A 17,804-nucleotide genomic window follows, 5' to 3' on the forward strand; every position below is an offset into this window, starting at 1 on the left:
CGCGCCCCGCCGCCCTGCGCCGCGCGGACCCGCCGCCCTGCGCCGCGCTCGGCCGTCCTGCGCCGCGCTCGGCCGTCCTGCGCCGCGCCCGGCCGGCCTGCGCCGCACGGACCCGCCGCCCTGCGCCGTGCCCGGCCGCCCTGCGCCGTGCCCGGCCGCCCTGCGCCGTGCCCGGCCGGCCTGCGCCGTGCCCGGCCGGCCTGCGCCGCGCGGACCCGCCGCCCTGCGCCTGGCCGCCCGGCCGCCCGGCCGCCCGCAAGATCGTGCTCGATCCAGGATGTAGTGGTCTCGGCCGGTCTGAGAGGCCACTAGAACCAGGATCAAGCACGATCTTGCGGGCGGACCCGCCGCGCGGACCCGGCGCGCGGACCCGGCGGGCGGACCCGGCGGGCGGACCCGGCGGGCGGACCCGGCGCGCGGACCCGGCGGGCGGACCCGCCGCGCGGACCCGCCGCGCGGACCCGCCGCGCAGGCCCGCGGTCAGGGACGGGTACGGCTTGCCAGTTTTGAGGTTGGGCGGGTGGTGCGGTCGGCCCGGCGGCGGAGCGCCTCGGCGGTCGGGCGGGCCAGCAGTGGGGTCAGTAGGGCGGCGAACAGGGCGCCGAGCAGTACGCCCGCGGCCACGTCGTGCGGGTAGTGCACGCCCACGAAGACGCGGGAGAAGGCGGCCAGCACGGCCAGTGGCAGCGCGATCAGTCCGAGCCGGCGGGACAGCAGCAGCGTGGTGACCGCCAGGGCACCGGAGATGGTGGCGTGGTTGCTGGGGAACGACCAGTCCCCCGGTGGTGGGCAGGTGCCCGCGATGATCGCCCGGCCGACCGCCCGGCAGGGCCGATCCTCGTCGACGACGGTCTTGAGCCATTCGCTGCTGGCGTACGCCAGGAGGGTCGGCACCGGCGCGACCAGGGCGAGTGCGCGGTCGTGCGGGCCACCGGACAGGCGTCTCAGCGCGGCCACCAGCAGCAGCGCGCCGAGCAGCAGGAGCACCCACTCGGTGGCGTGCCCGACGAACCACCGCAACGGGTCGGGGCTGCCGGCGGCGGCGTTGACGACGTCGCGGTACCACTCGGCGCTGATCTCCGGAACGTCCATGCTGCCGCTGTCGGCCATGCATCACCTCGCCATATGTTCGTACCTCGTTCACCTGGGGGACATCGTATAAACGCGGCAGAGGGCACCGCTGCGTGGAGGGAGGTCAGGCCGGTCGCGCGACCTTCGTCCAGCAACCGCACAGCCTGCTCTGCTTGGCTGGTCGGGGACGTCGGCATCCACAGGAGGCTTCGTGTACACCAGTTCGGCCACCGATCAACCGTCGTCCGCTGCCGGGGCGGTGGGTGACGAGATCTGGCGGATCCGGCGTACGGCGGCGGACCTGGACCGGCTCGGCGAGACCGAGTCGATCTTCGCGTTGGGCAACGGGTGGGTGGGCTGGCGTGGCGTCCTCGACGAGGGCGTGCCGTGCGGGATGCCGGGCAGCTACGTCAACGGCTTCCACGAGCGGCGGGAGCTGAGCTACCCCGAGGAGGGGTACGCGTTTCCGCAGGCCAGCGACACTGTCGTGAGCGCGCCGAACGCCGCGCTGATCCGGCTCTGGGTGGACGACGAGCCGCTGGACCTCCGCACCGGGACGCTGCGCAGCCACGAACGGGTGCTCGACCTGCGCGCGGGTGTGCTGCGCCGGGACACCGAGTGGATCTCGCCGGCCGGGCGGGGGGTACGCATCCGTAGCACCCGGCTGGTGTCGCTGCCCCGGCGGCCGGTGGCCGCCGTCCGGTACGAGGTCGAGCCGCTGGACGGTTCCGTCGAGCTGCGGGTCTGCTCGGATCTGCTGGCCAACGAGAGGGTGCCGGAACGCTCGGACGACCCCCGGGCGGCCTCGGTGCTCACCGACCCGCTGACCGGTGAGGCGTACCGCGCGGACGGCCTCGACGGGGTGCTGGTGCACCGCACCGAGCGCAGCGGCCAGCGGGTCGCGGTGGCGGTCAGCCACCTGGTGGACGCCCCGGGCACGGTGACGGTCACCGGTGACGCGACCCCGGACCGGGTACGGCTGACCGTGGCGGGCCGGCTGCACCCGGGGGAGCGGCTGCGGTTGACGAAGTTCGCCGCGTACGAGTGCGGAACGGTCGACGGTACGCCCGTCGACGAACTGGCGGGCCTGGTGGCCGCCGAGGCGGATGCGGCCCGCGCGGACGGCTTCGACGCGCTGCTCACCGACCAGCGTGCCGCCCTCGACGCGGCCTGGCAGGTCGCCGACGTGCAGCTCGACGGTGACCCGGACCTTCAGCAGGCCCTCCGGTTCGCGATGTTCCACCTGATCCAGGCGGGTCGTCCGGACGGGGACCGGACCATCTCGGCCAAGGGGCTGACCGGCAACGGCTACGACGGGCACGTGCTCTGGGACACCGAGAGCTACGTCCTGCCGGTGCTGACCTATCTGGCTCCGGCGGTGGCCCGCTCTGCGCTGAGGTGGCGGCACGCGCACCTGCCGGAGGCCCGGGAGCGGGCCGCTGAGCTGCGGCTGACCGGCGCGACGTTCCCGTGGCGGACCATCGGCGGCCGGGAGTGCTCCGGCTACTGGCCGGCGGGCACCGCCGCGCTGCACGTCAACGCCGACATCGCCGACGCGGTACTGCGTTACGTGGCGGCGACCGATGACCAGCGCTTCCTCGCCGAGGCGGGGCTGGAACTGCTCGTGGAGACGGCCCGGCTGTGGCACGGTTTCGGCCACTGGTCCGACTCGACGACCTTCCACCTGCACGGGGTGACCGGCCCGGACGAGTACGCCGCGCTGGTCGACGACAACGTCTTCACCAACCTGATGGCCAGGCGCAATCTGCGGGGCGCGGCGGACGCCGCCGAGCGCCTGCCCGAGCTGGCCGGTCGGCTCGGTGTGGACCGGGTCGAGGTGACCGGCTGGCGGGCCGCCGCCGACGCGATGGCCATCCCGTACGACCGCGAGCGCGGGGTGCACCAGCAGGCCGCCGGTTTCACCGCGCAGCCGGAGTGGGACTTCGCGAGCACCGACGAGGACGACTACCCCCTGCTGCTGCACTATCCGTACCTGGAGCTGTACCGCAAACAGGTGGTCAAACAGGCCGACCTGGTGCTGGCCATGCAGCTCTGCCCCGGCGAGTTCACCGCCGCCGAGAAGGCCCGCAACCTGGCCTACTACGAGGCCCGCACGGTCCGCGACTCGTCTCTGTCGGCCGCACCGCAGGCCGTGCTGGCCGCCGAGGTCGGGCATCTGGATCTGGCGTACGACCTGTTCGCCGAGTCGGTGCTGCAGGACCTGGCGGACCTGGGCGACAAGACCGCCGACGGGCTGCACCTGGCGTCGCTGGCCGGTGCGTGGCTGGCGCTGGTGCAGGGCTTCGGTGGGCTGCGCGACGACCGTGGGGTGCTCTCCTTCGATCCCCGGCTACCGCGGCGGATCGACCGGCTGGCATTCAGCCTGCGCTGGCGCGGGCACCGGCTGCGGGTCACCTTGACTCCCGCCGAGGCCCGCTACGAGCTGCCCGACGCCGCCGCGGACGTCGAGGTCGAGCTGTGGCACCACGGCGAGTCGCTGCGGGTCACCGGTGCCGCGCCGGTCACCCGGCCGATGCCGCCGGTGCCCGACCCCGGGCCGGAACCACCCTCCCCGCCGGGTCGCCGCCCCACCCGCCGCTCGACCGACTGATCCGCCGGGTTTGCTCAGGTCGGCCCGGGGCCGCCCGCCATCCGTTCGCGGACGGCCTCCAGTGCCTCGAAGGCGTACGCCCAGTTGTGGCACTTGAAGCTGCGTAGGCCGTCGATCGCGGTGTGGCAGTCGGAGCACCGTACGCCGGCGATGGCATCGGGGACCTCGGTGTTGACGTATTTGCGGTCGCCCAGGATGACGGTCGCGATCATGGCCTTGTCGTGCAGGCCGGAGAGCGCCGACGAGACGATGTCGTACCAGGTGAGCCGCCGGCCGCACTTCGGGCAGTCCGGTTCGTCACCGCTGACCCAGAGCGGAGCGCCGATGCTGCGTGGCGGCATGCCGAGCAGCTTCTCCAACCGCCGGACGTCCGACTCGCCGGTGGTCCACCGGTGCCGGCCGGGCAGCGAGCTGGGCGAGTCGTACACGGCGCGGAACAGGTCGTTGTCGACCTGCACGGTTTCCCGCTGAGTGGTCATCGGCGTCCCTCCTCGTTGAGTGGGTGCCCCCACCGTGGTCTGCGATGACCATGGGTGCAGCCGGATCAACGACACGAGGGGTCGGCGGGTCGTCGCCGCGGGTGCTAGACATCGAGATCCGACCGCGCCGTCGAAGGGACCTCTCGTGACCGACCAGCCGGCAGCCGACGCCACCGCCCGACCCAACGTCGCCCGGATGTACGACTACTTCCTGGGTGGCAGCCACAATTTCGCCGCCGACCGGGCCGCCGCCGAACGGGTGCTGGAGATCTTTCCGGAGACCGGGGTCGCCGCCCAGACCAACCGGCACTTCCTGCGCCGAGCGGTCGAGTACGCCGCCGCGCAGGGCGTACGCCAGTTTCTGGACATCGGTGCCGGGCTGCCCACCCAGGGCACGGTGCACGAGGTGGTGCGGACGGTGGCGCCGGACGCGCGGGTGGTCTACGTCGACTACGACGAGGTGGCCGTCGCGTACGCCCGGCAGTTGTTGACGGACGTGCCCGGCACGGCCGTCGTCCAGGGTGACCTGCGCCGGCCCGACGACCTGCTGGCACACCCGGACGTGCGGGGCACGCTCGACCTGGACCAGCCGGTGGCGGTGCTGCTCCTCGCGGTGCTGCACTTCGTGTCGAACGACGACGACCCGTGGGCGGCGGTCGCCCGACTGCGCGACGCGAGCGTGCCGGGCAGCCATCTGGTGCTGTCGCACCTGACGTTGGACGGCATCGCACCGGAGCTGGCCGAGCGCGGGAAGGCCATCTACCGCAACAGCAGCGCGCCGCTGGTGCCGCGCACGCACGCCGAGACGTTGAGCTTCTTCGCCGGGTACGACCTGGTGGAGCCCGGCCTGGTGGAGACCACCCGGTGGCGGCCGGACGGCGAGTCGGAGGCCGTGGATTCGCACGGCTACGCGGGGGTCGGCGTCCGCCGCTGACCCGCTTTCGCCGCCGGCGGCCGGCTCCGGGTGGTACGACGGACGCAGCGCGTGCCACCGGAGGAGGAAGCGCCGATGGCGAGCAGGCCCGAGCGGGTGCTACGGGGGAGTGACGCACCGCTCAGCGCCTCCTTCCTGGAGCTGTTCTTCGACCTGGCGTTCGTCCTCGCCCTCAGCCAGCTGGCCCAGCACCTGTTGCACGACCTCACCCTGGGCGGGACGCTGCGGACCGCCCTGCTGCTGGCCGGTGTCTGGTGGATCTGGGTGACCACCACCTGGACCGCCGACTGGTACGACCCGGAGACCCCGGTCATCCGAGCGGTGCTGGTCGCCGCCACGCTGGGCAGTGTGCTGGCCGGGGTGGCGATCCCGCAGGCGCTGCACGGACGGGCCGGGCTGTTCGCGGGCGCGTACGTCGCGGTCCATCTGGTCCGGCGCCGGGCGCTGCGGATCCTCCTACCGCCGAGCCCGATCACCTGACTAAAGTCAGGTATATGGACTCCACGCTCATCGCCGCCGTGCGGCGGTTCAACCGGACGGTCACCCAACGGGTGGGTGCGCTCGACGACGAGTACATGGCCCAGGGTCGCCCCCTCGGGCAGGCCCGCCTGCTCTGGGAGATCGGTCCCGCCGGCGCCGAGGTCGCGGCACTACGGGCCCGGCTCGGCCTCGACTCGGGATACCTCAGCCGGCTCCTGCGCACTCTGGAGTCCGAAGGGTTGATCACCGTCGGGCAGGCCGACCAGGCCGGCGGCGACGGCCGGGTACGCACCGTGCAGCTCACCGACGCCGGCCGGACCGAATGGACCCAACTCGACGAGCGGTCCGACGAACTCGCCGCCTCGATCCTCGAACCGCTCACCGAAAACCGCCGCGAACGACTCGTCACCGCCATGGCCGAGGTCGAACGACTGCTCATCGGGTCGATGGTCGTCATCGAGCCGTGCCCACCCGGCGACCCGCGGGTCCGCGCATGCCTGCGGGCGTACGTCCGGGACATCGCACGCCGATTCGACGACGGGTTCGACCCGGCACTGAGCAAGCAGCTCCCCGACGAGGCACTCATCCCACCCGCCGGGGTCGTCCTCCTCGCGACCCTCAACACCGAACCGATCGGCTGCGGCGCCGTCAAACTCCACCGCGACGCACCCGCCGAGATCAAACGCGTCTGGGTGGCGGACACCGTACGCGGGCTCGGCGTCGGGCGGCGGCTGCTGAGCGAGCTGGAACGGTATGCGGCGGAGCGCGGCGCGACCGCCGTCCGGCTGGACACCAACCGCAACCTCACCGAGGCCATCGCCCTGTACCGCGCGACGGGTTACCGGGAGATCGAGGCGTACAACACCGAGTACTACGCCCACCACTGGTTCGAGAAGCAGCTGGGACGGTGATGGCCCCGACCGCCAGGTGATCTGGCGAGTCCGGAGGGACCGCGGACCGGTGACCGCCACACTGGAAGAAATCCTCGACGACGGCGGGCTCGGGTGACGCTCCGATTTCCCGAGGGGGCGCAGGTGAGCGGACCCTGTGCCGCGTTCTGGTTCGACACGCGGTCAGTTCGCTTCACCGCCCTCGGCATGCCACGCGAGCAACGGGTACCGATCGGCCACGTCATCAACGTCACGACACCCGACGTGAACGGTCAACCGTGCGCCGCGTACCGGTAGATCCGGGCTAATTCGCGGACCGGGTTGCGGTCACATCCGTTCAACCCGCCCACCGGCCGGGTCCACGCACGCCGACCACACCCTGACCGGCCGCGACCGCGCCAGGGCCACGATCAGGGGACTCGCTGCCGGTGACCCGGCGGGGTGAGGATGATTCGTCCTACCGTCGACACGTTCCAGCCTGGGAGTCCGAATCCCTGCCCGGGAGTTCGCGCGCCGTGCGGGCTGGAAAGCGTTGCTGGGCAACGACCCCGGATCGTCGTGGCGGAGGGCGACAGTGAGCGGTGACAAGCGGACCGATGTGATTCATAGGCGCCAGTTCGTCAAGCTGTCGGGGGTCGCCGGCGCCGGCGGACTGCTGGCGCTGGCCGGCGCGGACGGCGGTATGGCCGACGGTGGTCAGACCCCTCAGCCCTCCCCACCTGACCTGGGTGGGGCCAACTGCCCGCAACAGTCGGCCCTGTGCGGCTTCACCAACCAGACCGGCGGCAGGTACGACCTCTGGGACAGGGTGCAGGTCTGCCTGGGTACGAGGACCACACCGCCGACCAACTGTCTGACCACGACGTCCGACTACGTGGTGCTCAACGGCAGACCACCGAACACGCACAACTTCCTGCTGGTACCGACCTGCCGGATCAATGGCATCGAATGCCCGTTCATCGCGACCAACGCCGCGCCGAACTACTGGCTGGACGCATGGATCAACGCCCAGCCCGGTCAACCCTCACACGTCGTGTACCCGAACATTGGCCTCGGGATCAATTCGGCCACCACCCGTGACCAGGACCAGCTGCACATCCATCTGGCCGGCATCCACAGTGGTATCCAGACCCAGCTCAACGCCTATGACAACTCGATCACCAACAACCCGGCGAACTGGCGAAGCCAGATCGTCCCGATCTGGGGCCTGACGAGTACCGGGATGCCGGCCCCCCGCTCGTACCGGGTGCTCCACGTCTCGAACCTGAACACCAACCTGTTCACGCTGCTGCGCGACAGCGTGGTGCTACCGACCGGGGCGAACATGGCCGACCAGGCGATGGCAGTCACCCCTCGCCTGGTCGGCAACGGCGGGTTCTATGTCCTGAACAGCGAACCCGCCCTCCAGACCCCACCCGGCCAGCCGGGCGGCACCGGAACCGTGGACTTCCTGCTCGCCTACAACTGACTCTCGGCAGCCGGTCAACCCTTGACCGCGCCAGCGGTGAGCCCTTCGGTGAGGAAACGCTGCCCGAGGGCGTACATGATGACCACGGGGATGCTGACGAGCAGTGACGCCGCGGCGAGCTGGCCTTGCGGTACGACGTCCCCGGCGATCATCGACTGCATCCCCACCGGGAGCGTCTTGTACTCGTCCTTCGTGATGAACACGAAGGCGAAGAGGAACTCGTTCCAGGCATTGGTCAGGGTGAAGAGCGCGACCGCCAGCAGCCCCGGCTTGGCCAGCGGCAGCACCACCCGGCCGAACGCCTGGAGGCGGGTGCAGCCGTCGACGAGGGCGGCCTCCTCCAGCTCGACGGGGATCGACGAGAAGTAGCCCACCAGCAGCCAGGTGGCGAACGGCAGCGTGAAGGTCGGGTACGTCACCACCAGCGACCACAACGAGTCGGTGAGCCGCGCGCCGATGAGCATCTGGTACAGCGGGATGAACAGCAGTGCGCCCGGCATCACGTAGGTGAGCAGCACCGTGACGGTGAAGCCCTGCGCCCCCCGGAATCGCAGCCGGGCCAACGCGTAGCCGGCCAGGGCGGCGCAGACCAGTGCCACCGCGGTGGACGCCGCGGACACCAGCAGGGTGTTGAGATACCAGCGGCCGAACGGTTGGTTGGCGAACAGGGCGCTGAACTGCTCCAGGGTCCACGGCGTCGGCCACAGGTCGTCGGTTCGCATGACGACCTGACCCTCCGACTTGAACGCCGTGACGCCGATCCAGTACAGCGGGCCCAGCACGAAGAAGAGCAGCCCGGCCAGCGCGACCCACGACCCCAGGCCCGACACCACGGACGACGACCGGCGACCGCCGCGGGACGACAGCGCGGAGACCACCCGGCCGACCGCCGTCGCGATCAGCAGGATCACCCCGAGGACGACCGCCGCCTTCCAGAAGATCTGCGGCGACGCCCAGGCCAGCAGGCCGGTGACCACTGCGGTGACGATCCACGGCAGCGCCTTGCGCGCCGTACCGGCCCACCGCCGCGCTCCGGTCCAGCGTGCCGCCCGCCGTCGCCGGGGCAGTTTGCTGGCGCCGTCCTGGCGCAACAACCGGACCAGGACGAACACCAGCCCGCCGATGACCGGCAGCATGACGAGCGTGACCGCCGCGCCGGCACCGTACTGCAACTGCAGGATCGCCTTCGAGTACGCGACGAGCACGTAGGGCGCGGTCACGTCTCCCGGGCCGCCCTGCGTCAACAGCCAGACCAGGTCGAAGTTGTTGAACGTCCAGATCGACGACAGGGTCACCGTCACGGTGATCACGTGACGTAGTCCGGGCAGCGTCACGTTGGCGAACCGCTGCCAGGACGAGGCACCGTCGATGGTCGCCGCCTCGTAGAGGTCCGCCGGGATGGCCTTCAACCCCGCGAGGAAACACACGGTGAAGAACGGCACCCCCTTCCAGACGTTCACGAGGATCACCGACGGCATGGCCAGCGACGGGTCGGACAGCCAGCCGGCGGGCCAGCTGTCCACCAGGTGTGCGCTGGCCAGCAGCGGCCCGATCCCGGTGGCGGTGAGCAGGGTGTTGACGCTGCCGAAGATCGGGTCGAGCAACGCGCGCCAGCTGAACGCCGTCACCACCGTCGGCACCACCCACGGCACCAGGAGCAGCCCGGCCAGCACCGCCCGCCCGCGGCGTCGGTGATGCAGCAGCAGGGCCGCGGACAACCCCAGAACAACCTTGAAAACCTCGGCGTACGCGGTGAAGACGAACGAGTTCACCACGCCGGTGTGGAACTGGTCGTCGCCGACGAGGGCGAGGTAGTTGTCCAGCCCGACGAAGACGGTGTCCTGCCCGTGTCGTTCCGTGCTGCTGGTGACGATCGACCGGGCGATCGGCACGAGCACGAGACCGCCGACCAGGACGGCCATCGGCGCCAGGAACAGCGCCGCCAGCCGCCAGTCACGACCCAGCCGTCGCTGGGTCGCGGTGAGGGAGCCAGGCCCCGACGGCAGGGATTTCCTCACCGTCGGGACCCGCGCGGGACGGACCGACCTCACTGCCGCAGCCCCTGCTGGTTGAAGATCTGCACCATCTTCGTGTGGGCGGCCTTCACGGCCTGCGCCGGCGCCGTGCCCTGGACGACCTGCTGCATCATGTCGGTCAGGACGTAGGCCGAACCCACTGCCTGCTGGCCCGCGCTGGCCTTCTGCGGGAAGGTCAGGCCGTTCTTCGTGTTCAGCGGCAGCGACAGTTCGGTGATCTTACGGAGCATGGGGAACGCCGGGTCGCCGCTGGTGAAGAACGGGTCGGCGTCCCAGACCTTCTGCCACGCGGGCATCACCAGGCCGGGAGCCTCCTTCGCCACCCCGAGCAGCGCGGGCGCGCTGACCAGGTACTGCGCCAGGAGCTTGGCGAGCGCCGGGTTCTTGGCGCCCTTGAAGACGACGAAACCCTGCGACTGGCCGAGCAGCAGCGGATTGTTGGTCGCCGGCCCGATGCAGTCGGAGAAGACGTGGGTGTTCGCGTGCACCGGGTTCTTCTTGGTCCTGGAGTCCGCGTAGACGCTGAACTGGTTGCGGGTGTAGCCGAGGATTCCGGCGAGCCAGTTCTCGTTGTTGCTGGTGTCGGTCCAGCTGGCGATCCCCGGCGGCAGCATCGGCTTGTACTTGGAGTTGGTGTAGATGTCGCCCAGGAAGGTCACCGCCTGCACGGTCTCCGGGGAGTCGAACGTGACCTTCCGGCCGTCGTTGGAGGCGATCGACCCGCCGTACGCGTTGATCAGTGCCTCGATCATGCCGTTGCCGTCACCGGACCGGTTGACCGTCATGCCCCAGCCGAACCGGCGTTTGGTCGGATCGGAGATCTCCAGACAGAGGTCCCGCAGCTCTTCCCAGCTGTAGATGTCCTTGGGCGTGATGCCCTTGTCCTGCATCCAGTCCTTGCGCAGGAACGACCCGATCCCGATGAAGTGGTACGGGATCGCGAACCACCTGCCGTCGAAGACGCAGAAGTTCTTGGCCTCGGCGCAGGGTTCGCCGTACTTGGCGGTCAGCGCCTGGACGACGTCCGTCACGTCCTCCAGGTCGCCCAGCGCCTGGAACTGCGCGACGAACCGGGAGTCGGTCATGAACGCCAGGTCACGCGCCACTCCGCCCTTGACCTCGGCGTCGATCTTGGCGACCACGTCACCGGCGTCGGCCTGGACCAGGCTGTTCTCGATCTTCGTTCCGGTGGTGTCGGCGAACTTCTTGATCGAGCTGTCGAGGGCCTCGTTCGCCGCCGTCGAGTACAACTTCTGCGACAGCATCCCCATCGAGGAGCCTTTCATCGCCGCTGCCGCGTCGATCAGCTCCTGCGGAACCTCCGCCTGCACCCGGGTGGGCGATTCGGAGGTGCCCCCACACGCGGCCAGACCGGCCGCGCCGAGCACTCCCACCCCCATTCCCAGAAAGCCGCGCCGAGACCACGCCGGTTCGTCCTTCATGGACATTCGTCTCCCTCATCTCCCCGCGCGCGGCCGCACGCCGAAGGCGTACCGGCAATCACCGCGATGCTTGTCGTCCAGTTGTGTCGCTGTGGCGGCGACCACGGACCGTCGCCCGTAGAGGTCAGTTCGTTCGTGGGTTGCCACGGTGGTGAGCGGGCCCGCCCGTCACACACGCTTCGTCTGAACCGCCCGAGAGATTCCGGGTTCCGCTCGCCGGGTGGCGCGACGAGGTCGAGGTGATCGGCGACCGGGCCGAGGCAGTGGCGCTGGCGTTCCAGTTCGGGCGGATCACGGGACCACCACCGTTCGAGATTTCGAACTGAGTTCGATATACCGTATCGAGTGGTCGCGACGCTAGAGCAACGCCATGAGAGATGTCAATGTTTCGGCGCTGTTTCGAACCGAAAACGGGAGGTCGGCTATCGAGCCTGGGCCCGGTAACCCATGCGCGCGGACAGCTCGGCGGCGCCCTCGCGAACCAGCCCGGTCCACTCCACCTGCGACTGGGGCGTCCAGCGGATGATCGGCGCGGACAGGCTCATCCCAGCGATGATGGCGCCGGAATGGTCCCGGATCGCCGCAGCGACGCAGCGCATGGCGCTGTCAGACTCGCCGATGTCGACCGCGACGCCCTCCGCCCGGACACGGTCGAGTTGGTCGCGCAGACGGTCCGGGTCAGTGATGCTGTCCGGCGTCATGCCCGGCAGGGGGTCCTTCAGCAGAACGGCGTCCAGATCCGCCGCACCGAGGCCCGACAGCAGTATCTTGCCGACCGCCGTGCAGTGCGCCGGCAGCCGCAGTCCGACCCCGGAGACCATCCGCACGGGGTGCGTGCTGTCGAACTTGACGAGGTAGATGACATCGGCGCCGTCGAGCACGGCCACGTGCACCGCCTCGTCGCACGCGGCGGCCATGTCCCGCGCGACGCTCTGCGCCTCGCGTACCAGGTCAAGCCGGCCGGCGAACGCCGCACCGAGCTGGAACAACGGCATGCCGAGCCGGTACTGCACCGGCTGACCCGGCACCGAGATCAGGTACGAGCGAGCCTCAAGCGTGACGAGCAGTTCGTGGACGGTGGTGCGGGGCAGGTCGAGCCGCTCCATCACCTGGCGGGCCGACAGTTGCGGGCAGTCCAGGAACAGTTCGAGCACGTCGAGTGCGCGGATGACCGCCGGTACCACACGGGGCATGTCGATAGTCCCTTCGCAGTGCCGGACCCGTGGCAACGATCTCCACTTGGGCCAGCACCTGAAGAGGATAGCCACGTCAGCCACCAGCGCCAGGTTCCGGCGATCCGGCCGCCGGTCAAGACCTGGACGGTGCCCGCCGCAGCACGTGTCGGCGTACTCGCTGTGGTGGGCCGCCAGGGACTCGAACCCTGAACCTATGGATTAAAAGTGCGCAGAATGAGACAAAACCACTTCGGCGCATCGGAGTTTTCCGCCGCCCGGATCCCGACCGTGTTGTCCGGCTGCGTCTGGGCTGGTCCGCGCCACGTCTATGGGGAGTGACGCCACGATGAGTGACCGGCGGAGGCGCGAATCCGGCCATCGCGATGTGAGTCCGTCCGGTACCGGAGCATCCGAGCACCCGTGGAGCACCCCCGGTCCCGGGTGCTGCCCGCTTGCCGGCCACTTCTCCTTGCCTTCGGGCCGTGGAGGGCTATGACGACCGCCCAGCAAGGAGGTCCGAGCCGGTCGCGCCCATCCATGCGCTCGGGGCTGAACTCGGCACCGATGACCGGCGGCAGCGGGAGGTCTCGTCCCTGGCGTCGACTTCTACCCTCTGCCCGCGCTCTCACTTCCGATAACGCAGGCATTATTTCTGGGCTATAGTGGGTGGGTGGGCGAGTGGGAGGTCGGCCTTACCGAGGGCGTCGAGGACTGGCTGCTTGACCTGGCGAAGTCTGACCCCGACTCCGCTGACCAGGTGGCTGCGGCCATTGATCTGCTCGCCGCCGAGGGTCCGGCGCTCGGTCGACCCTTGGTTGATCGAGTCAAGGGCTCGAACTACAAGAACATGAAGGAGTTGCGGCCAGGCTCGGCAGGGGGAACCGAGATCCGTATCCTGTTCGCCTTCGATCCTCAGCGGGAAGCCATCCTGCTGGTGGCGGGTGACAAGAGCGGCAACTGGAAGGTCTGGTACGAAACCAGCATTCTCGAAGCCGACAGGAAGTTCGCCGATCATCTGCGAGAGCTGAAGGGACAGCACTGATGGCGCAAAGCTGGCGGGATGTCCGCTCCCGCATGAACCTCGACGAGGCCAAGGTTGAGCAGCACAAGGAGCGCATGCATGGCGAGGTACGCGCGACGCGGCTGCGTGAGATGCGCGAGAAGCGCGGCCTGACTCAGCAGCAGGTTGCCGACCGCATGAACGTTTCACAGCCGCGCGTCGTCGCCATCGAGAGTGGCGAACTCCCGAAGACTGAGGTCGGCACGGTTGCCCGGTACATCGCTGCCCTCGGCGGCAAGGCCGAGTTTGTTGCCGAGTTCGATGGCGAACGGGTGACCCTGAGTTGATGTCTTGGGCATGAGGGCACCTCTGGCGTTGGGCTCATGTTTATCGTTCACATCGCGAAGCCTCGGCTGATGCCGGGGCTTCGCCGTTTGAACGGGAACCTGACTGCGGCATCGGTCTCGCCCACCCAGGGCGTTCGCAAGGTAGAGATATGTCCGTTCTAGGTGATTCCTGGTAGTTGTAGGGATCGGCGCGGGTTTCGGCTGTTCTTTCGTAGGGCTGGCGCGATGGATGCGACGCCGGCCAGGCGGAGCAGGCTGATCGCGGTGTTGCGCAGAGTGGTCAAAGGGCGTCAGCCTAGACACCTGCATGATCGCCAGAAGGCCGCGCTCTTCTACGTACCCACCGGAACCGGCGTGACTATCACATAACCGAATATCCGGTCATAGCTCGATCTTGCGAATGCCCTGGTAGCGCCCGGTCGGCGTACCAGCCATCAAACGAGTACGAGTCGACCCCCAGGCCGTGCATGTCGCCGTAGACCCGCAGCGGCGCAGGGATCTCGTCAGCGTAGGGGTGCGTCAGAAGGAAAGCGCCGCGGCCGTCGTGCTGAACCCAGATCTGGGTGTGGTCCATCCCGACCGACGTACAGGCAGAGAAGGTGCAGCTGTCCATGCGGTACAACCCGTGCACACACTTCTCAGCCGGTCCGCGGTACAACAGGTACTGGTGGCCAAGTGCCCACTCGCGCGCACGACGGACCGTGTCCGCCCCACCGTAGACCCAGAAGTCGTCGCTGCCCGGAGGCACGAGCGACCAGTTGCCCGGCCCGAGCATCGCGCCCTCGGCGGTGTGCTGCTTCATCGACTGTCTCCTTCGTCGGTCTCGCTGAACCGGGAGCCTACTGTCAGCCCTGCTGTTGCCTCATCGGATCATCTGCACGGGCGGTAGGGCATCGGGGGCACGACGATGGATTCCGAGAAAGCGCCTCCGGCCGGGCTCTACGCTGGCTTCGGCTAGCGCCGCTGGTGCCCGGCAGTACCGCGGCGAGCGGCGATGTGGTCGGGGACGTCGGGGCCGTGCTCGCAGGTGACCATCCGCCCGTTCTGGCTCGCGACGACGCAGCCGTCGCCGAGCTGGGTGGTGCCGGGCGGGTTGGCGGTCGCGTTCGAGGTCCTGGTGCTGGTGCTGGTGCTGTTTGCCATGATGGTGCTGCTCCTTGCGGGGAGTAGCGGGCTGGCCCCCGGATGCTGTCCAGGCGAGGGGGCCGGCTCGCGCCGCCGATCTGGCGGTCACCGCGCGCGTCCAGACCCGGGGAGCAGCCTGCGACGCCACGGAACCCGCCACTCGACGAGCTAAAACGGTGCCTCGTCGGCCACCTCGACAGCGGGCGGCGCGCTCAGGCGCAACAGGGCCTCGCCCAAGGTGGGGCCGGTACCGACCGCGACGGTGCGCTCGTCGTGGTCGAGCGCGGTGGCCAGGTAGCACTGCTCCTCGGGCTCCTCGAGGACGTCGCCGTCATGTCCCATCCGGCCGGGGTTGCCCTCGTCGAAGCGCAGCTCGATGCGGTGCCCGGCCTGCAGCAGCGCCTCGGCGGCGATCCGGGCGGCCGGCGCGGGCCGGTCGACGAGCACGGTGGCGTCAAGCACCGCGGCGATCGGCCGGCGGTGCCGGGCGATCACCTGAGCGACGGCGTGGCTCTCGCGCACCACGTGGCCGAGCTTGTTGCGGGCCTCCGACAGCGACCAAACCGGCAGGGCGGCCACCGGCTCGGCCACTTCGGACAGCGGCACCAGGGCGGCCCACTCGTAGCCGTCACGGGTAATCAGGGTAATCGTGCCGGCCTCGGCCGCCGCCACCAGTTCGGACCAGCGCCGGGTACGCGCCTCCTCGACGGGCACGGGCGGGCCGAGCCGGTCGACCAGGTCGGCGAAGACCATCGGAACATCAAAATCCATAGACAAAGCATAAGGTGCCTTGCAATATTTTTGCAAGGCACCTTATGCGTCTCATTGTAGGTGGCTGCGGTCTGCTCAAGCCTCGCGGGCGGCGACGCGACCCGCCGAGACCATGAGCGATGATGACACGGCGAGCACGGCACCCATTGCGGATCTTGAAGCCTAGACAACTCCATGATCCACAGGTGCCGTGCTCGCCCTACATCGGGCACCAACCAAGATCCGACCAAAGAGGACATCCACGGACTACCCCGGGGCCCTGGGCACTGGGGCGAGGCGCGGTGCGCCGACGCCGATTGAGATCTTTTTACTAGCGGCGGCTCGTGGTGTTCCGATTGTTTGCTTCGGGGCCGGAGCCACCGTGTCTGCTCAGGCTGCGGTCGGGCTCCGGATGCCGAGCCTCGCCACTGGCCACAGGGGGCGGTCCCGCAGAACTGACGAGAGACGCAGCTTGTCTGAGGTCCACTTGAGGGGGTACGGGCTGCTGCGGCGGGTGGTGTTCCACCGTCCCAAGCATTCTCACATACTCCGAGGTGCTGCTGTGAAGCGGCTGCGGGACGAGCGGCATGCCATAGCGCCCGTGTTCACCTGCGCGCTCAAAGGGCGCACCCGAAGTACTCGGCCTGAACGGAGTTCGAGGATCGGTGACCGGTGCGGCACCGGAAGCACCCGGCCCGACCTGCTGCGCAGGCACGCCGCCCGGCACACCAGGCACCGGATTTGATCGCGGGGCGCTGCTGGGGAGAGGCCTTAAAAGTTCACGAAGACTGGGCCCGGTCTGCTGCGGTACGCCCGGCAGGGGCGCACCCGAAGTGCTTGGCCTGAACGGAGTTCGAGGATCGGTGACCGGTGCGGCACCGGAAGCACCCGGCCCGACCTGCCAAGGAGGCAAAACGCCCGGCACGCTCCGCTCTGCCCTCGAGGCAGAAGCCCAGCTCGGGTGGAGTTTTTTGGTCAAAGAATCTACGTCAACGCGACGTTGTTCTGCAACCTTTTTCTTCACGTTATCCACAACATCATGGCGCACCATGGCTTTATCTTGTAATTTAGGTGGAAGCATGAAGAATAGATACGGTTTTGTTGCACCGCGCAGAGAAGAAGTCAACTGCGTGCGACTTACGCCCCTTCCTGGAGGGCGAGCTTTCAGGTAATCCTCGAGAGTCGGATGCTTCTCAAGTGCGGCTCTCATTTCCTCGAGCCTTTCGGTGTCCGCCGGATCGAGATTCGGCACTTTTGCCTCCTTGGTGGAAAGACTTGATCGCTGCCATGCGTTCAACGGACGCGCGGGGCATGGCGGTTCACGGCCAGGGTGATGAGCCAGTGCCCTCCCTCGGCGTCATCCTTGGGCAAAGGCAGGTTGACCTGCTGAAACTCCGACCCGTGAGGGCTTGCAGATCATTGAGCTATTTTCATCCTGCGTAGCGGTTCGCTTCGACACCTCGATCCGTCAGAGGGCTTTGATCCCTACCTGACGGTTCCGGCTTGACCGTTTTGTCCAACAGTGGTGGGTGCGGGTGGGCCACGTGTCGCTGCGGGTGCGCCGGTTCTCCGTGTCCGGGAAATGCCTTTCTGCTGGTGGGCGCGGCAGTTTCGGTGGGTCAGGTGGTCAGCGGCAGGCTCAGGCGTTGCCAGCAGAGTTGGAACGCTTCGGCCCAGGGCCAGGTGTCGGGGATGGACAGTGTGCGTCGGCGGGCGTGGGTGGTGCGTATCACCCTGCTGGCTGACCTCGTACGCGGGCTGCTGGCTGACCACGAGAGCGCCACAGGGCGTCAGGGCTATTGCGTTCTGGGGTAACTGCTGGTCACGGCGGTGATGAGGTCGTGTGAGCGGCGGTCGGCGCGGCGCGGTTGGCGCGGGCGATGTTGGGTTCGCCGTGGATGCGGTGCCAGCCTAGGAGCGCGGGTCGGTAACGAAATCCCGGTCGGGGCGGTGTGGGGGCTGGCTCAGGTCCGGTGGTTTGGTTGGGGGCGTTGCG

General features: G+C 69.1%; 15 protein-coding genes. 7 read left to right on the forward strand and 8 right to left on the reverse strand.

From position 1 onward, the window contains the following. Positions 1-480: 480 nt before the first annotated feature. A complete protein-coding gene (locus F8271_RS21600; protein WP_151491647.1) occupies positions 481-1,110 on the reverse strand; it encodes a phosphatase PAP2 family protein in 630 nt (209 codons plus the stop codon). 172 nt (positions 1,111-1,282) lie between these two features. Here F8271_RS21600 and F8271_RS21605 point away from each other — a divergent pair, with 172 nt between their 5' ends. Beyond that, positions 1,283-3,682 carry a glycoside hydrolase family 65 protein gene (locus F8271_RS21605; protein WP_192580392.1) on the forward strand — a complete coding sequence of 800 codons (2,400 nt, stop codon included), beginning with the start codon at positions 1,283-1,285 and terminating at the stop codon, positions 3,680-3,682. 14 nt (positions 3,683-3,696) lie between these two features. On the opposite strand, the gene F8271_RS21610 is transcribed toward F8271_RS21605, so the two are convergent. After that, the gene (locus tag F8271_RS21610) at positions 3,697-4,161 is read right to left on the reverse strand and encodes a hypothetical protein (RefSeq protein ID WP_151491648.1); all 465 of its coding nucleotides are present in this window, start codon (positions 4,159-4,161) and stop codon (positions 3,697-3,699) included. Positions 4,162-4,306: 145 nt separating this feature from the next. Here F8271_RS21610 and F8271_RS21615 point away from each other — a divergent pair, with 145 nt between their 5' ends. From F8271_RS21615 to F8271_RS21630, 4 genes are all read left to right on the forward strand, one after another. Continuing rightward, entirely contained in the window at positions 4,307-5,095 is a 789-nt protein-coding gene (locus tag F8271_RS21615) for an SAM-dependent methyltransferase (protein ID WP_151491649.1), read from the forward strand. A 75-nt stretch (positions 5,096-5,170) separates the two neighbouring features. Further along, positions 5,171-5,575 (forward strand): low temperature requirement protein A, encoded by a 405-nt coding sequence (locus F8271_RS21620; RefSeq protein ID WP_151491650.1) that lies wholly within the window; start codon positions 5,171-5,173, stop codon positions 5,573-5,575. A gap of 14 nt (positions 5,576-5,589) precedes the next feature. Then, positions 5,590-6,486: a helix-turn-helix domain-containing GNAT family N-acetyltransferase gene (locus F8271_RS21625; protein ID WP_151491651.1), complete on the forward strand. Its 897-nt coding sequence runs from the start codon at positions 5,590-5,592 to the stop codon at positions 6,484-6,486. Between the two features lie 553 nt (positions 6,487-7,039). Continuing rightward, entirely contained in the window at positions 7,040-7,933 is an 894-nt protein-coding gene (locus F8271_RS21630; RefSeq protein WP_151491652.1) for a CDP-diacylglycerol diphosphatase, read from the forward strand. A 14-nt stretch (positions 7,934-7,947) separates the two neighbouring features. Here the strand turns inward: F8271_RS21630 and F8271_RS21635 are convergent, their stop codons facing one another. The 3 genes from F8271_RS21635 to F8271_RS21645 all read right to left on the reverse strand — a co-directional run bounded on the left by F8271_RS21635 (position 7,948) and on the right by F8271_RS21645 (position 12,604). Then, positions 7,948-9,951 carry an ABC transporter permease subunit gene (locus tag F8271_RS21635; protein ID WP_192580393.1) on the reverse strand — a complete coding sequence of 668 codons (2,004 nt, stop codon included), beginning with the start codon at positions 9,949-9,951 and terminating at the stop codon, positions 7,948-7,950. 29 nt (positions 9,952-9,980) lie between these two features. After that, a complete protein-coding gene (locus tag F8271_RS21640) occupies positions 9,981-11,411 on the reverse strand; it encodes an extracellular solute-binding protein (RefSeq protein WP_151491654.1) in 1,431 nt (476 codons plus the stop codon). A gap of 422 nt (positions 11,412-11,833) precedes the next feature. Beyond that, complete coding sequence (locus F8271_RS21645; RefSeq protein WP_151491655.1) at positions 11,834-12,604, reverse strand: IclR family transcriptional regulator; 771 nt, start codon at positions 12,602-12,604, stop codon at positions 11,834-11,836. 652 nt (positions 12,605-13,256) lie between these two features. Here F8271_RS21645 and F8271_RS21650 point away from each other — a divergent pair. Together F8271_RS21650 and F8271_RS21655 are read left to right on the forward strand one after the other, a co-directional pair. After that, positions 13,257-13,628 carry a type II toxin-antitoxin system RelE/ParE family toxin gene (locus tag F8271_RS21650; RefSeq protein WP_151491656.1) on the forward strand — a complete coding sequence of 124 codons (372 nt, stop codon included), beginning with the start codon at positions 13,257-13,259 and terminating at the stop codon, positions 13,626-13,628. Then, positions 13,628-13,933 (forward strand): helix-turn-helix domain-containing protein, encoded by a 306-nt coding sequence (locus F8271_RS21655; RefSeq protein WP_151491657.1) that lies wholly within the window; start codon positions 13,628-13,630, stop codon positions 13,931-13,933. Before F8271_RS21650 ends, F8271_RS21655 begins: the two co-directional genes overlap by 1 nt. Positions 13,934-14,294: 361 nt before the next feature. Here F8271_RS21655 and F8271_RS21660 read toward each other — a convergent pair whose 3' ends face one another. The 3 genes from F8271_RS21660 to F8271_RS21670 all read right to left on the reverse strand — a co-directional run bounded on the left by F8271_RS21660 (position 14,295) and on the right by F8271_RS21670 (position 15,829). Continuing rightward, positions 14,295-14,735, reverse strand: coding sequence for a hypothetical protein (locus F8271_RS21660; protein ID WP_151491658.1), 441 nt, complete (start codon positions 14,733-14,735; stop codon positions 14,295-14,297). 152 nt (positions 14,736-14,887) lie between these two features. Further along, on the reverse strand, positions 14,888-15,076 hold the full coding sequence (locus F8271_RS21665) for a hypothetical protein (protein WP_151491659.1): 189 nt from the start codon (positions 15,074-15,076) through the stop codon (positions 14,888-14,890). A gap of 150 nt (positions 15,077-15,226) precedes the next feature. Beyond that, entirely contained in the window at positions 15,227-15,829 is a 603-nt protein-coding gene (locus F8271_RS21670) for a type II toxin-antitoxin system Phd/YefM family antitoxin (protein WP_151491660.1), read from the reverse strand. Positions 15,830-17,804 lie beyond the last annotated feature (1,975 nt).

This window comes from Micromonospora sp. ALFpr18c, assembly GCF_008868155.1.
Lineage (GTDB): Bacteria > Actinomycetota > Actinomycetes > Mycobacteriales > Micromonosporaceae > Micromonospora.